This window comes from Pedobacter sp. ISL-64 (assembly GCF_018613605.1).
Lineage (GTDB): Bacteria > Bacteroidota > Bacteroidia > Sphingobacteriales > Sphingobacteriaceae > Pedobacter.
This window is the reverse complement of the sequence record NZ_JAGGPU010000021.1, coordinates 168,804-185,215: the sequence shown is the minus strand read 5'-3', so window position 1 is coordinate 185,215 and position 16,412 is coordinate 168,804. Positions and strand designations below refer to the sequence as shown.

Annotated in this window: 13 protein-coding genes, 1 tRNA gene and 2 riboswitches; of the genes, 11 read left to right on the top strand and 3 right to left on the bottom strand. The window is 38.6% G+C overall.

What is annotated here, in order from left to right; translation table 11 throughout:
- The 7 genes from J7E57_RS23235 to J7E57_RS23205 all read left to right on the top strand — a co-directional run bounded on the left by J7E57_RS23235 (nt 1) and on the right by J7E57_RS23205 (nt 9,447).
- Nucleotides 1-1,788: a hypothetical protein gene (locus J7E57_RS23235; RefSeq protein ID WP_215125652.1), complete on the top strand. Its 1,788-nt coding sequence runs from the start codon at nt 1-3 to the stop codon at nt 1,786-1,788.
- A 413-nt stretch (nt 1,789-2,201) separates the two neighbouring features.
- Nucleotides 2,202-3,836 carry a TldD/PmbA family protein gene (locus J7E57_RS23230; RefSeq protein ID WP_215125653.1) on the top strand — a complete coding sequence of 545 codons (1,635 nt, stop codon included), beginning with the start codon at nt 2,202-2,204 and terminating at the stop codon, nt 3,834-3,836.
- 2 nt (nt 3,837-3,838) lie between these two features.
- Nucleotides 3,839-5,155 (top strand): TldD/PmbA family protein, encoded by a 1,317-nt coding sequence (locus J7E57_RS23225; RefSeq protein ID WP_215125654.1) that lies wholly within the window; start codon nt 3,839-3,841, stop codon nt 5,153-5,155.
- A gap of 130 nt (nt 5,156-5,285) precedes the next feature.
- On the top strand, nt 5,286-6,926 hold the full coding sequence (locus J7E57_RS23220) for a TldD/PmbA family protein (RefSeq protein ID WP_215125655.1): 1,641 nt from the start codon (nt 5,286-5,288) through the stop codon (nt 6,924-6,926).
- Between the two features lie 326 nt (nt 6,927-7,252).
- A riboswitch (SAM riboswitch) is annotated at nt 7,253-7,350 on the bottom strand.
- A gap of 1,029 nt (nt 7,351-8,379) precedes the next feature.
- Nucleotides 8,380-8,450, top strand: a tRNA-Cys gene (locus J7E57_RS23215).
- Between the two features lie 4 nt (nt 8,451-8,454).
- Nucleotides 8,455-8,555: riboswitch (SAM riboswitch) on the top strand.
- 80 nt (nt 8,556-8,635) lie between these two features.
- A complete protein-coding gene (locus J7E57_RS23210; RefSeq protein ID WP_215125656.1) occupies nt 8,636-8,815 on the top strand; it encodes a hypothetical protein in 180 nt (59 codons plus the stop codon).
- Between the two features lie 197 nt (nt 8,816-9,012).
- The gene (locus J7E57_RS23205) at nt 9,013-9,447 is read left to right on the top strand and encodes a DUF4833 domain-containing protein (RefSeq protein WP_251030018.1); all 435 of its coding nucleotides are present in this window, start codon (nt 9,013-9,015) and stop codon (nt 9,445-9,447) included.
- Between the two features lie 148 nt (nt 9,448-9,595).
- Here J7E57_RS23205 and J7E57_RS23200 read toward each other — a convergent pair whose 3' ends face one another.
- The 3 genes from J7E57_RS23200 to J7E57_RS23190 form a co-directional block, all read right to left on the bottom strand.
- Complete coding sequence (locus J7E57_RS23200) at nt 9,596-9,871, bottom strand: hypothetical protein (RefSeq protein WP_215125658.1); 276 nt, start codon at nt 9,869-9,871, stop codon at nt 9,596-9,598.
- Nucleotides 9,872-9,976: 105 nt separating this feature from the next.
- The gene (locus J7E57_RS23195) at nt 9,977-11,302 is read right to left on the bottom strand and encodes an amidohydrolase (RefSeq protein WP_215125659.1); all 1,326 of its coding nucleotides are present in this window, start codon (nt 11,300-11,302) and stop codon (nt 9,977-9,979) included.
- A gap of 128 nt (nt 11,303-11,430) precedes the next feature.
- Nucleotides 11,431-12,279: an AraC family transcriptional regulator gene (locus J7E57_RS23190; RefSeq protein ID WP_215125660.1), complete on the bottom strand. Its 849-nt coding sequence runs from the start codon at nt 12,277-12,279 to the stop codon at nt 11,431-11,433.
- Between the two features lie 211 nt (nt 12,280-12,490).
- On the opposite strand from J7E57_RS23190, the gene J7E57_RS23185 reads away from it, so the two are divergent.
- From J7E57_RS23185 to J7E57_RS23170, 4 genes are all read left to right on the top strand, one after another.
- Nucleotides 12,491-13,153: a hypothetical protein gene (locus J7E57_RS23185; RefSeq protein ID WP_215125661.1), complete on the top strand. Its 663-nt coding sequence runs from the start codon at nt 12,491-12,493 to the stop codon at nt 13,151-13,153.
- Between the two features lie 4 nt (nt 13,154-13,157).
- Entirely contained in the window at nt 13,158-14,105 is a 948-nt protein-coding gene (locus J7E57_RS23180) for a hypothetical protein (protein ID WP_215125662.1), read from the top strand.
- 26 nt (nt 14,106-14,131) lie between these two features.
- Complete coding sequence (locus tag J7E57_RS23175; RefSeq protein ID WP_215125663.1) at nt 14,132-15,064, top strand: hypothetical protein; 933 nt, start codon at nt 14,132-14,134, stop codon at nt 15,062-15,064.
- 455 nt (nt 15,065-15,519) lie between these two features.
- Nucleotides 15,520-16,410 carry a winged helix-turn-helix domain-containing protein gene (locus J7E57_RS23170; RefSeq protein WP_215125664.1) on the top strand — a complete coding sequence of 297 codons (891 nt, stop codon included), beginning with the start codon at nt 15,520-15,522 and terminating at the stop codon, nt 16,408-16,410.
- Nucleotides 16,411-16,412 lie beyond the last annotated feature (2 nt).

Below are 16,412 nucleotides of genomic sequence, written 5' to 3'. Positions count from 1 at the left end.
ATGGAATTTAAATACATCGCTATTCTGGTTAGCTTGGTTTTATTGGCCTTTTTGCTCTACAAAGAGGTAACCCGGACAAATCGAGCGCGATTGGTATGGCGAATTTTAGCGAATATCGTTGCCGTGGGCTGTTTTATTCTGTTAATTGTACCGATCAGATACGAAACACATGTAAAACAAAATCCTGATGAAATTATTTTACTCACCGACGGCACAAACACCGATTCTGTTGCAAAACTAAAGAGGAAAAAATATGCATTTCCATCAGTAAATTTAAAAAATACGAAGGCCACAACCCTTTCCGATCTCTCCTATTTCTTAAAATCGAATCCAAATATCCGAAAACTGAATATTTACGGTTATGGCTTAAGTGCAGCTGAACTGAAAAACCTCAAAGGATACCAGATCACCTTTCATCCTTCGGCAAATCCTGGCGGGATCATTTCTGCCAACTGGCCAGCCAAATTAAAAACCAGTGAACCGCTTCAAGTTCAGGGAACTTATCAAAACTCAGGGAGCGAAATGGTTAAACTTTTGTTCAAGGGCTTAGGTAAAGCAGTAGATTCGATCGCTATCGGGGCAAAATCGAATAAATCTTTTTCATTTAAAACGAATCCCAAACAAACAGGAAAAGCCATTTACGAATTAATTGCGTTACAAAAAAATGATACCCTGGCCAAAGAACCCGTGCCGGTTCAGGTTAGCGATCAGACACCCATGAAAGTGCTGATTTTAGCCTCTTTTCCCGACTTCGAATATAAATTTTTAAAAAACTGGCTATATGAAAATCAATATCCATTGGCTTTCAGAAGTCAGATCAGTAAAAATAAATTTGCTTTCGATTTCCTTAACATAGATAGCATAAACCTTAATCGAATTAATACATCATCCTTAAAAAAATTCGATATCCTGATCATCGATGAAGAAGAATTAGCAGCTATTAGCCCCAACGAAAGGTCATCAATAGCGCTTGGGGTTAATAACGGAATGGGATTATTGATCAGGGTTACAAATACAAAAGCTTTGACAACACTCGGTGGTAAATTTGGCCGTTTTGAATCTCCTGTTTTAAAAGGAAAACCCTTAAATTTAATCGTGACAGAAGATCATCACAAATTTAATCCGTTACCACTTGAACAAGCTGTATTTTTAAAGTCTAACCAAACTGACCAGCCCATTGTTGCCGATGCCAGCGGTAAAACAGTAGTTAATAGCAGCATCAGCGGTTATGGCAAAGTATTAGTCTCTACACTTTCCGCCACCTATAATTGGTTACTTTCAGGGCAAAAAACTGATTATGCTACTTATTGGTCTAAAATTTTGGCCAATGCAGCCAGGAAAAGAAACGATATTCAGTCTGTAAACATCATTCCTCAATTCCCTGTTATCCACCAAAAAATGAGGATTATTGCAGATCTGGTAGCATCAGACAGGATCCCACAATTAAAAATCGATAGTATTTTACTCAGTCCACGACAAAACATGGAGCTTCCTTTCCAATGGGATGCTTTATACTGGCCTCAAAAATCAGGCTGGACTAATTTAGAAGTAAATCAAGCCATTGAGCCAGTATATATCTACAAAAAAACAGATTGGGAAGCACTCAAAAACCAACAAAAGCTAGATGGAACCCATCAGTTTATCAAAAACCTGGGTACTACTAAAGCCAAAAATAAATTAACAGATACTATTGTAGAGGAAGAAGTATCACTCTGGTGGTTTTTTGCAGGGTTTCTGCTTGCAGCCGGCTTTTTATGGTACGAATCGAGGATATTGGCCGTTAAATAAGTCGCGCGCTTACTGTCATTCTGAACGCAGTGAAGAATCCTCCTCCAATGAAACAGTGCAATCTGATAAAGATTCTTCACTGCGTTCAGAATGACAAACCCCATTAATGCTAACGCTCATTAAGAACTATAGTAATCACGACTGAAAGATCCTTCGACTTCGCTCAGGATGACAATTGAGTAAATATTGCGTGCTTTCCGTATTTTTCTGTAGCAAAACATCTTTGCAGGTATGGCTAAAACTTCCCAGAACATCCAGAATCTATGTTTACCTATGTTCATCCTTAGTTAAAAACACCATTAGACAAAAAATTATTCTTTTTTCAGCATTGAAACTAAAATGTTATAATCAATTTCCAATTTTCGCTTCACAATTGGCTATATTGAGAACGTAAACTAACTAAATTCAACCAATTGAAAAGAAAAGACTTCCTCTACTTATCCGGAATGGGTATGGGTGCCCTACTCCTTCCCGACCTTTCTGCATTCGGAACTCCTATAGACCCATTACAGGCCTTAGATGGAGTAGATGTTAAAATTAAAAAGGAACTGGCTGATGTTGCACTAAATGCGGCAAAATCAAAAGGTGCAACATATGCCGATATCCGCATCGGGCGTTATTTAAACCAGTTTGTAGCCACCCGCGAAAAACGTGTTCAAGGCGTAGCCAATACCGAATCGTATGGTGTAGGCATTCGTGTTTTAGCCAATGGCTGCTGGGGCTTTGCTGCCACAAACAATGTAACCAAAGATGCCATTGCCAAAGCAGCCGAACAAGCGGTTGCCGTTGCAAAAGCCAATGCCAAAATACAGGGCGAACCGGTTCAACTGGCTCCGCAAAAAGGTTACGGCGAGGTAAGCTGGAAAACACCAATCGAAATTAATGCCTTCGAAGTTCCGGTAAAGGAGAAAGTAGACCTGCTTTTGAATGTAAACGACGTGGCCATGCAGAATGGAGCCAATTTTGTAAATTCCGTTATTTTCGCGGTTAATGAGCAGAAATACTTCGCATCTACTGATGGTTCTTACATCGATCAGGATGTCCACCGCATTTACCCGACTTTCAATGTAACCAAAGTAGACCGCGAATCGGGTAAATTTAAAACACGTAATGCATTGAGTGCACCTTCGGGTAAAGGTTATGAATACATGCATGCCCGCCCTGAAGATAAAGTTACTGGTGTTGTAACCCGTTATAAAGGCCGTTATGATATGCTGGAAGATGTTAAAGAAGCAGCCCGTGTAGCAACAGAAAAAGTAAAAGCAAAATCGGTTGAGCCAGGTAAATACGATCTGGTTTTAGATCCTTCACACCTTTGGCTAACCATCCATGAATCTGTTGGCCACCCTACAGAATTAGACCGTGTTTTAGGCTACGAAGCCAATTATGCAGGCACCAGCTTCCTTACCTTAGATAAATGGGAATCAAAAAATTTCAAATTTGGCAGTGATAAAGTAAATATTGTAGCTGATAAAACCCAGGTAGGTTCGTTAGGTGCTGTTGGCTACGATGATGAAGGCGTAAAATGCAAAAAATGGGATCTGATCAAAAATGGGATACTCACAAGCTACCAGGCCATCCGTGATCAGGCACACATTATCGGTTTAACAGAATCAAATGGCTGTTGTTATTCGCAGGGCTGGGATGATGTTCAGTTTCAGCGTATGCCAAATGTTTCGCTACAGCCAGGAAAAGAAAAACTGAGTGTTGATGATATGATCAAAAATGTTGAAAAAGGCATTTACATCATTGGCGACGGAAGTTTTTCTATCGATCAGCAACGTTACAATTTTCAGTTCGGCGGACAGATATTCTACGAAATTAAGGAAGGTAAAATTGCAGGCATGCTTAACGATGTAGCCTACCAGGCCAATACGCAAGAGTTCTGGAATTCGTGCAATGCCATTTGCGATGAAAGTGATTACCGTTTAGGCGGTTCGTTTAATGATGGAAAAGGACAGCCTTCTCAAAGCAGTGCCGTATCGCATGGCAGTGCCACTACCCGGTTTAATGGAGTTAATGTTATCAATACAGCAAGAAAAATATAATTATGGCCATATTAAGTAAAGAAGAAGCCCAGGCGATACTAAAAAAAGTAATCAGTTATTCGAAAGCCGATTTCTGCGAAGTAGGTTTAAACGGTTCTGATGGCGGGAATATCCGTTATGCCCGCAATGCGGTTTCTACCGCAGGGCAGATCAGTACCATGAGTTTAGGTGTAAGCTCCACTTTTGGTAAAAAAACTGGTTCGGCAACGATAAATGAATTTGATGATGCTTCCTTACAAAAGGTGGTAAAAAGAGCAGAAGAACTGGCCATGCTGGCACCAGAAAACCCTGAGTTTATGCCTCCACTAGGTCCACAGACTTTTCCAGAATCGAATACATACAATGCTAAAACTGCTGCCATGACTCCTGATACCAGGGCCGAAATGGTAGGAAAAAGTTTAAGTGTATCAAAGGCAGCTGGTTTAGATGCGGCCGGTTTCTTAGAGAACTCAACCCGTTTTAACGCGATCATGAACTCTAAAGGTTTGTTCGCCTACAATAAAGGCACCGATGTTTCTTTTTCGGTAACTGTTAGAAACAAGCAAGGAACAGGATCAGGCTACGTTGAGCAAGGCTTTAATGATCTCGACAAAATGGATACCCTGGCACTTAGCAAAATTGCAGCAAGCAAAGCCAATGGTTCTGCAGGTGCAAAAGCCGTCGAACCAGGAAAATATACTGTTATTTTAGAACCACTTGCAGCCAGCGATATTATCGGCAATATGTTTAGGGGTTTTGATGCCAGAAGTGCTGACGAAGGCCGGAGTTTTATGAGCAAAAAGGGTGGTGGTACCCGTTTAGGAGAGCAATTGTTCTCAGAAAACGTAAATATCTACTCTGATCCAATGAATACTGAAATCCCATCTTCTACATTCACAGGCGAAGGTTTACCAGTAAAAAGAACGCAATGGGTTGAAAAAGGGGTAGTTAAAAACCTGTCTTATTCAAGATATTGGGCTGCTCAAAAAAATGTTCAACCGCTTCCTTTTAGCCGCAGTATGGTCATAGAAGGTGGAACACAATCGTTGGAAGATCTGATCAAAAGTACTGAAAAAGGCATATTGGTTACCCGTTTCTGGTATATCCGTTCGGTAGATCCTCAAACATTATTACTTACCGGGTTAACGCGTGACGGTACTTTTTACATCGAAAATGGTGAGATTAAATTTCCGATCAAGAATTTCAGGTTCAACGAGAGTCCGGTAATTATGCTCAACAATGTTGAAGCTTTGGGTAAACCGGTGAGAACAGGGAGTGGATTGATTCCGCCAATGAAAATTCGCGATTTTACGTTTACTTCTTTATCGGATGCGATTTAAGGAATTCCCTCTAAATACCGTCATCTCGAGCGAAGTGCAGCGAAGTCGAGAGATCTGTCTAGATAGATCTCTCCATTCCACTGCGTTTCAGTCGAGATGACGACGTTTTTTATTAATAAAAATCAAAAAATTGAGAAGAAGAGATTTTTTATACATGACAGGTGTTGGCCTTGGTACCAGCATGATGCCCAATATACCTGCCTTTGGCAAAATTATTTTTATTGAAGAATCCTTAACGCCTGTCGATATTGCCCTAAAGAAAAAAATGGCCGATGTTGCCCTCAACGCTGCAAAAAGCAAAGGTGCAACTTATGCCGATGTACGCATTGGACGGTATTTAAATCAGGTAGTGGCTACTAGAGAAACCAGGGTAGAAAACATCTCCAATTCCGAATCTTATGGTTTAGGTGTTCGTGTTATCGCCAATGGAAGCTGGGGTTTTGCCGCTACCAATAACATGGATAATGCCAGCATCGCCAAAGCTGCAGAAACTGCCGTAGCCATTGCCAAAGGAAATTCTAAACTCATGGAAGAACCTGTTCAATTAACAGCGCAAAAAGGATATGGGGAGGTAAGTTGGAAAACACCAATCGAAATCAATGCTTTTGAGGTACCCATTGCCGACAAAGTTGACCTACTTTTAAAGGTAAATAGCGAGGCGATGAAAGGCGGTGCAAAATATATCAGTTCCAACCTGTTTATGATCAATGAGCAGAAATATTTTGCGTCAACTGATGGTTCTTATATCGATCAGGATATCCACAGGATATGGCCAACCTTTACCCTAACCAAAACAGATGCGGCCAGTGGTAAGTTCGAAACCAGAAATGCCTTAAGTGCACCAATGGGTATGGGTTTTGAATATCTTAAACCAAATGACGAAGAAAAAATTAAAGGTGGCCCAGTAACACTTTACAAAAAACGATACGATATTTTGGAGGATGTACGCGAAGCAGCTGTACATGTTGATGAAAAACTAAAAGCCAAACCTATTGCCCCTGGCAAATACGACCTGGTTTTAGATCCTTCTCACCTATTCCTAACCATCCACGAGTCTGTTGGTCACCCGACAGAGTTAGACCGCGTTTTAGGTTACGAAGCCAATTATGCAGGAACCAGTTTCTTAACACTAGATAAATGGGAAAGCAAAAAATTCAACTTCGGGAGTAAAGAGGTAAACATCATTGGCGATAAACTAGAAGTGGGTTCATTAGGCGCAGTGGGTTATGATGATGAAGGCGTAAAATGTGGCCAATGGGATATTATTAAAGATGGGATTTTGGTGAATTATCAGACAATAAGAGATCAGGCACATATTTTAGGTTTGGCAGCATCGCAGGGTTGTTGCTATGCTGATAGCTGGGATAGTATTCAGTTCCAAAGAATGCCAAACGTTTCATTAGCACCAGGAAATGCTGCTTTAAGCGCGGCAGATATGGTTAAAAATGTAGAGAAAGGCATTTATATGTTTGGTCGGAATTCTTATTCTATCGATCAACAGCGTTATAACTTCCAGTTTAGCGCACAGTTGGCCTACGAAATTAAGGAAGGCAAAATTGTAGGCATGTTTAAGGATGCTGCTTACCAAGCCAATACACAAGAATTCTGGAACTCCTGTGCACAACGCTGCGATAAAAACGACTACAGGTTGGGTGGGACATTTTCGGATGGAAAAGGTCAGCCAGGACAAGCAAGTGCCGTTTCACACGGAAGTGCCACTACCCGTTTTAACGGAGTTAATGTGATTAATACAGGAAGGAAATTGGGGTAAACTTCTAGAGAAACGTCATCTCGACTGAAGCGCAGCGAAATGGAGAGATCTATAAGCTATATTCAATTCATAGATTTCTCGACTACGCTCGAAATGACGACCACTATTAAGAAACAAAGGGGCATTCTATCCAGACATGCCCCTTTTTCTAACCAAATATAAACCTGTTATGAACCAGGAGTTTCTTTATACATCTTGACGATGTTAATGATGCATGTTAACACTAGCCCACAGAAAACCATATAGCATGGGTACAGGCTGTTTAAACAACTGTTATGCTTTAATGAAATCCCTAACAGGAAACGTGAGTTTACTTGTTATTGGTTAATTTATAATCTATTGCTAGATCCGTTTGAGCACTTTTTCCTATGGAAAGTTGCTAGAAGTTCAACGAGTACTGACTCTCTCTTCTTCTGTATAAATCAACTAATTAATGGTGGTGAATTAATTAGAGTAAGACCTAAACTAGTGGTGGTGATTAGTTAGGCCGTTCCTGATACCCCGGCAACTTATTGACTGAAATACATGACCACCATAATATTCTATCAAAAGGCCCCGGGGTACCAGGATTTTCAAATAAGAATATCTGAATGAAAACCTTTAACAGGTGATCCGTATCTTAGCTTATATTAGCGGCAACAGCAGTTATACTGATCTGAATAATTGATCAGGGAATATGGCTGAGGTGGTCTGCGGAGTTTCATATTGAACGTAAATTTGCTAGTGAATTATTTTATTTTTTTGTAAAAGTATAAACTTCGCTTAATTTAAACAAGTACTCCTATAGATTTTATATACTTTATTTATAAAAAACTGATTTACAGAAGAATAGTTTGCAATTAAGATAGATATCTTTTTGGGACAAAGGGATTTGAGCAGAGCGCGTGGTGTAGGAGACCGAGCTGTGTCACCCTGAGCGTAGTCGAAGGGCCTATAGAGTTAAGTTACATTAGTGATTGACTCTCGAAGACATCGCTAATTAATCATTTGACTAGCTTTTAATGACAAATTTTAATAAAAAGGATCGTCATTTTGACTGAAGCACAGTCCCGAACCTTCGGGAGAGAAATCTTTTATCATGGTTCAAAGATTTCTCCTCCGAAGGAGTTCCTTTGGAACACTGCGGTCGAAATGACGATACCCCGAGGCTATCATTCTCTTAAAACCAAATCAATTATATTGATTTTTTGCAATAAATTGTCTCTCTGGATGGCATCCTGTGAGAATAATCGTCATCCTGATCCATAGCTATCGGATTTGTTTAAGCATCTATCCGTAATTATTTTATAGACACAAACAACTAAAAATCAACAAATTAAATTACAAATAAGCTAACGAATCACAAACCCAACAAAAATAAACTACTATTTCTATAGAAATTATAGTAATTAATTTTTACTTTTGCTAAGTCTTCTTCAAAAGGTGAATCTAAAGCTGCTTGAAAAGATCATATAGTCATGTGGCCGAGTGGTTAGGTAAAGGTCTGCAAAACCTAGTACGGCGGTTCGATTCCGTCCATGACGTCTAATACTTATCAAGAAAGACGTAGGGAATGGCCCTTTGATGTCTTAGCAACCTGTTTGATTAACAAGGTGCTAATTCCTTCTGCAATGGCAGAAAAGATGAGTTTGAAAGCAGATCCCTTTACTGTTTTCGGCGAACGATCAATGGCTATCCCTTCCAAAAATTGGTAACCTAAATTTAATAATATGTCAGTTTATTTTGATTATCCATCCATCAGGGATTTTTTCGAGATCCACGGAAACACTTCTTGCGAAAAATTAGATGATTATGAACATTGTAAGGCAGAATCAGACCGGCTTTATAATGAACAACTTAATAAGATCAATGAAGAAATTCCACATCATCAACCCAAAACCGACACGTAAAAATTATTCAAACCTTTAGTTTAAACGCTCTTTTAAATAATAAGCCTAAAATGTATTCAACACCACCCAGACTACCCATTATATTCAAAGCCTTATTCACTATAGTTTTAACCTTTTTCCTCTTTTCATCCGAAACATGGGCACAATCGAAAGATCCATCCCCTATCAGTTTTCCCACGCCTAAAAATGTAGATCATATGTTATTTTATCTTCAACGTGACCCGAATACCAACACCCTGATCTATGCACTAAACCTAAAAGAAAATGGCAGCATCAATGCTAGTGCTCCTATTCAGGTTTATTGGATCCGCTATGGTGAAAAAGGACAGAAAAAAGACCTGGGCTATATCCAACGGAAGTTTGCATATGGTATCGATACGAAGGAACTGGGAACAGATAAATATGAATTCAGGTTTGTATCGCATAAAAAACTAGCTTTTTATCTGCAGAGGTATAGTGATAAAAGCTATCACGTTTCGGTAACCCTAAACAACAAAACCATCAGGGTTACGCGCTTGTTTATCAGGATACAGGGTGGCAGTTTCTGGCTTCCGAATGTAAAATATGCGGAAGTGGAAGGCACCGAAGAATCGACAGGTAAACCAGTAGTGGAACGGATAAGTGTGAAGTAACTATTCTTCATTATCTTTAGTTAATTGTAATAAGGTCCTTCGACTCCACTCAGGATGACAACTTCATGAGACTTTTCCTTCGGTAAAAAACAAAAATATGGTCTGTGAGACACAGACCATGGATTCACCTCGTTTATGATACAGTTGATTATTTCGGCTCTTTTTTATTGTCTACTGCGGTACTAAATGTTTTGTCAAACTCTCCCTTTATCCATTGCACTTTTCCAAACGACTGCATGCCCGGGCCAATGATATAATTTCCAGTTTCAGTATCGAGGATAACGACAAGATTGTTGGCGTTTACTTCGGTGCGGTACCTTCCACCGGTTTGATCCTGTCCGTTTTTAAAACTGATGGCCGTAAACATTAAGCCTGCGCCCAAAAACCCCAATAAAAGGGATTTTGTGTCTAATGTGATTTTCATATCCTTAAGATTTATTTGTGTGTAAAATCAAGATAAGATTTTTTCACAAAAAACACAGGTCATAAGCTTATTCTATCAGAAATATTTCAATTCATTTTCATTTAATCAGAAAACCAGGTTTCCAGCATGGATGAGTAATTTAACAGGTGATACCCTTGATACGGCTTCTGCGGAGCAACTGGCGTCAACAAGTACCAGATTGGCTTTATCGCCTGTGTTGGGCCATTGTCTTTTTCCATTATCATCTAACGGAACGATATTACCCGTAGCCAGTTTCAATATCCTTGAAAGTTCAAATTCTGTACGATAGCCATAAATTTGAGCAGCTATATTGGCCTTTTGCAAAATGCTTCCTGTGCCAAAAGTATTCCAATGGTCAACGATACAATCATTACCCGCTACCACTTCTACGCCATACTTGTACAGTGCAGGGATGGGCATTGGGTTACCAGAAAGCGGAATGGTTGAAGCTATTCCCATTTTTGCAGCGCCGAGTTTTTCAGCAATTTCTTCGGTTTTTGTTTTATCGAGATACCGCAATGCAAAAGCATGGCTCACATAGGTTTTTCCTTTCAACACTGGGTTTTCCATTACTTTATCAATCAGGTATTCGATTGTTTTCAAACCAGATTCGCCTGATTCGTGGAGGTGGATATCAATCCCCTTTCCATTGTCCAATGCCAGTTGTACCACAAAATCCATGTGTTTTTCAATACCGCCATCAATTGAAGTTGGATCAAGGCCACCAATAAAGTCTATATCCATTTTGGCTGCTTCTTTCAGCAGTTCCGCAGATTTAGTATAATATATACCATGCTGTGGGAAAGCCACCAGCTCTGCCTGAAAAGATTTATTTTTATGCAATAATGCCGTTTCTAAATGCTTCAGCGAGTCTAATCCAGAGGTAGGATCGATATTTACATGCGACCTTGCATAACTTGTTCCGTAAGATTGAAGTAACTCAATTAATTTTTCACTACGTGGTATAGAAGTTTTTAACAGCTCAGGAATTATCTGTTGTTCGAAAGCAATCATATCCTTTACAGATCTATTCTTCTTCAAATGCGCCTGCCACGGCAATCCATAATAGGTTTTATCCAGATGGATGTGCATATCCCTGAAAGCCGGGAGCATTAACAATCCCTTTGCATCGATTGCTTTTGCATCAGGATTATTAGGAAGAACACGCTTCACCTTACCGTCTTCAATCTCAATAATGAAAAGTTCGGTTTTTGTTTTGATTACCTCATCCTGATCATATTCGAATCCCGTTTCTAGCCTAACATTTTTTAACGTCAAAGTTTTTCCTGAGAAATGGCTTGCATTTTCATTTGCAATGGCCTGTTCTGCTGACAGTAAACAGGTACTTGCAAGCAAAATAGATGAGCTTTTAATAAAATCTTTTCTCGAGATCGAATTTGGGTTTATCATAACAGGATTCTTTACTACAAAAATAACCTTCTGTTATGTTTATGAATAGTAGGATTTATATTAAAAATTGTATCATTTATAACTATCTATACTTATTTATCGAATTTACAGCCTATATCCTGCTCAATTCATAACTGTTCGCGAAATGCACGTGGGGTAATTCGGGTTTGATTTTTAAAGAATTTAGAGAAATAAGCTACGTCATAAAACCCAAGATCGAAGGCAATCGCTTTAATGGGCCTTTCGGTAGTCAGTAAAATCCGTTTTGCTTCGAGGACTAAACGTTCGTGAATGAGTGCTGTGGCTGATACATGAAAATGTTTTTTACAGAGCATGTTCAGATAGTTTGCGGAAATACTTAACTGATCGGCATAAAACCCAACAAGTTTTTCCTTCTTATAATGCATATCGATCAGCGAGCGGTATTTAAAAAGCATCGGTTTGGTTTGGTAAACCGTTTGGTTATTGAACAATGTTTCTGCCTCTTCACTAACCATCAGCGCAATAAGCCTGATCCTGGCATTGATAATTTCCCAAAGTATGGCAGGCTTTGGGAGCTCAGATCTGATGCGCTGAAATTCGTACAGGATTTTTCCATAAGCTTCGGCACTTAAGTTTATTACCGGATAATTTTGGTATAAGATTAATGAAAAGCGTAAAGAATTGGCCAGCGTTTCGAATATGCTCCTACTAATCATAAGTTGATGGGCGTGGGTTTCTTCGCCGAGCTCCCATTTATGGATCTGCTCGGGAAACAATAAGTGCAACTGGCTCCCGGTGACCTGGCGATCTATAAAATCGATGGTATGTATACCGCTTCCCTCCTCAAAAAGCATAAAAAGGAAAAAATCATGTTTATGTGGTTTTTCGATATGCCTTTTTCCAATTATTTCATGATACAGCAAGTTATTTCCCGAATCTTGCTCGGGCCAGAATTCACTGATATCGAGTATAGGAAAATTTGCAATTACATCCATCGGCGAAAAATACCATTTTTGTATAAAAGTTACGAAAAAAGAACATAGAAAGTGAATGAAGGAATATTATTACGCAGGCTGCCAGGCTGTATCATATTTGTGATTCCATTCGAACCTGTCACGTTTAATTGCCTGTAAATAATTTGAACAAAAAATAATGAGTAGGCTTGCAAGGATATAAAAAAAATGTATTTTCGCAGACCAAACAAAAATGAAAAAAACGCTCTTATTCTTTTTCATGATATTGCTATGCAATATTGTGAAAGCTCAGTACCCTTATTATGAGGATGACCGACTTAGCTTTGGTGTCCAAATTGGTGCTGATTATGATTTCCCTTTGGGGAAACTCGGTTTTACTTACAAGCCTGCAATCTCTCCTAACGTTAGTTTGTTGCTTTCGAAAAGTGAAAGGTTTTCCATTAATATCACAGTAGGTTATCACGTTTACCAGCCTAAAGCAGCAGAATTTTATTACTTGATCGATGATGGCGAAAATTACGGTGTTGATACTTTTAGCGAATACAAAGTTAAATCAGCTTACTTAGGCTTTTTGTACCATATCCCTTTTACCGAAACCATTAAAGGACTTGCTGGTTTAAATTTTGGCATTTACAAGACAGATTATGAAACAACTTCAAACGATCGTCAACAGTCGTCAATATCTGGAGTAGCTGATAGAAATGTATATATAGGCCCAAAGCTGGGGCTCTCATTTAACATTACAGAATCTATAGCCTGGAATGTATTGGTAAAATACAATCTTTTTTCTCCCACCGGAAATAATGACAATTTGGCTCCTGCGGTATTCAACAAGGATTTAGGCACTGTGTATACAACCTTGTCAGCAGGTACGGGAATTTCTTATAAATTTTAAGTATATGAGACCTATATTTTTACTATTATGCTTATTGATTACGCTATTTTCTTCCTGTAAAAAAGCTATAAACCCATATGTTGACAAAAACGTTATTGAGGAATTGATCAAACTTAAGAACCCAGATATTGAACATGTTGCCATAATTTATAAAAACGATGTTTATTACCTGGAGAATCTTTCTAAGCCAGGGAAGAGGATAACCAATACACCGAATATTACCAAGCGATTGATCAAAATGTCTCATGATCACAAAAAGTTTGCTTATTTGGAGTATTACTCAGGGAGCATCGCTATAACGGATTTAAATGGTGAGGTAACCGCTAGGATTAATCAGTATACTGACATTAAATCATTTGATTGGAGCGCTGATGATAAAACGCTTTATATATTAAATGGCAATAAAATCGTTTATTACGGCCCTGATATGAAACTGCCTGAAATTACCTATAATGGATTAGTTTCAGGGATGAGCATGGAGGTTTTATCGGCATCGATTTCCATTCAGGGTGATCTTGCCTACGTTATCCATGGATATAATTATCTGGTTGGAGATAAGTACAAAATGATTATAAAACCAGCAGACAAAACTGCTGATGTTGTATTTGAAGATAATTCGACCTACCCGAAAATGCAATATGTTGCATTTTCGAATAATAAAAGAGATCTGGTTCTTGGGTATATTACAAACAGTACAAAACCTAATCATATCAATCAAGCCTATGTTTTTACGAACTTTAAGAGAAGTGGAGACTATGATTTTGGTAGTGATGCTGGCATGATTACTCCACTATTCAATGAGAGCAAATCTTTTGCAGTAACGGCTTATGCATCAGGTACGCCAGTAAAGATCTACCCTTTAGCAATCGGTTTTAATAAGCAAGCTGAAAGAAAGATAATTGGTGAAACATATACTTCTGATGGTGACGTATTATATACCGATTGGAAGTAACTGCATTAATCAAAAAAAAATAATTCATGACTATCAAATTAAAACTCTTTATGCTTATAGCGCTACTAATTGTAGCCTTTAATGTTCATGCACAGGTTAGTATTCTTGACGCCAAGAAACTAAGCAAGATCAAGGAAGGGAGGACCTATATTATGGTTCAAAGCATCGAATTTCCAGGTGCAGCACAGTACCTTGAACAGGCTAGAAAAAACTGGACTTTATCAAAAGCGATCGATTATCTATCACCAGATCATGAAAGCACATTGAGGCCAAACGACAGTTTTTTAAGTCTTCAGGCAATAACCATGAGAAGTGGCAATACATACAATATCTACTATGCGCTGTCTCTTTGGACTTGCAAGGAAAAATATTTCACGAGCAACCGACTACTTAGAAAATCTGATCATGAACCCGTAGCTGAAGTGGCATTATCTGTTGATGAAAAAGCCTTTAATACGGATGCATTTTTTAAGAAATATGACTTTGACGGTGGTGGCCTTCTCTACAACTGGAGCCCAGGTATGTTAAAAAACTACCTTGATCAAATGACCAGTTTACTTAAAGCTGGAAAAAACATTAGTGTACGAGATGATATCACGAACAAAGCTGAATTGGCAAAACTTACAAAAGAGACACTATACATACCAGACTTTAACCTATTGAGATTTAGCCCCTTTGCTGGAAGATTAGAGAAAGCAGCTGATGAAGAGCGCTTGTTCGAAGATTATAAATTTCCTTACAAGGTAATCAGTAAAACTGATCTTGACAAGTTGATTATCGATTCAGATCAAACTGCGTACTATTTAATTTTTGTTAAAGACAGTTCAAGTAAGATTATTTGTGTGATTAATTCGAAAACCGGTGAGACAATTTATTCGACGTCAAAATCATTATCTTATAATCTTAAATCAGGAGATATAAAAGATTTATTTAAGGAAATAGGAAAAAGCGGTAAATAGATATAGTTAAGACTCTTTAATATCCGCATATCTGGCTTAAAAAACATTATCATGCAGCTGTAAAATGAGATACTATTAAATTTAGATTAGGTTAGTATGTCATTGTTGATCTAAAAGAAATAGGGATCCTGGTTGAGATTCCTAAGATCCCTGGAGTTGTACTAATGCAGAAATATTTTATTGAAGATTTAAAAATAAAATTGCTGTTTTAAGTGATTCTAAAGCATGTTGAGGAAAGTTGGATGGATTCGAATTGCAACACTTTACTTCTTCCCCTCTTTACCATTAAAGCTGGTAATGGTATTTCCCTGACCCTCTGGCAGGCTGCAAAAAAACGTTTCTTTGACTGTTCATATCCTATAAAATTGATTCATCGAAATTACTTTGATTTCTTTCCGTCTGAAGAACCAGGATTGCAAATAAAAATGTAAACTTTGTAAATAAAAACTCGACAAATGGATCTTATTCGAAATCTCGTCTATGGGAAGCACAAATACCTGTTCGGATTAATATTACTTTCGTTTATTTCTGTAATCTGCGTGGCTTTCAGTATGACTGGCAGTGACGACTTTGATATCTCCAGAAGAGAAGTTTTGCTCCGCCGGATCGGGCATGAACTACTCCTACAGTCGGGCGACAGTATATCAAGGGTTCTTCCGGTAAAAAAGATCGCTGAAAATGAATACCAGATCACATTTGAGGATGAGCTAACTTTTCAACCCGACTCCCTGGTGAATACCACTCAGCGTTTGTTTACCAAAGATCCGCTCACAAGTGATTATGTTGTTAACGTACTAAACTGTGGCAATGCCAGTGTAGCTTATGGATATGCCATATCCAAAAACAAAAAAGATGATATTGTAACCTGCAGAGGAAGAAAACAGCCTAAGGCATGTTACATGATCAACATTAAATTCAAACCAACGGGCATAAATACAGCCAAAAATAGATATCTTCTGGCTGGCCTGCCACTTTTAGCCTTTGTTGGATTTATTTTTTTGAGCGCTGTTAAGCGGCGAAAAACTTTACCTAAAGGGGAGTACACTGACCTGTTCACTTTGGGCTCGGTATTGTTCGATGCGAAAAATCGGAAGCTTACAATACATGGAAAAACAATAGAACTAACCGGAACGGAAACCCGTGTATTGCTTATTTTCGCATTGTCACCCAATGAAACTATAGACAGAAGCCGGTTACAAAAAGAGATATGGGAAGACGAGGGTGTTATTGTGGGCCGAAGCTTGGATATGTTCATATCAAAACTTAGAAAAAAACTGGAGCTCGATCCCAAGATCAACATTGTTGTTATAAGGGCTAAAGGATATAAGCTTGAAATTAACGCTTAAGA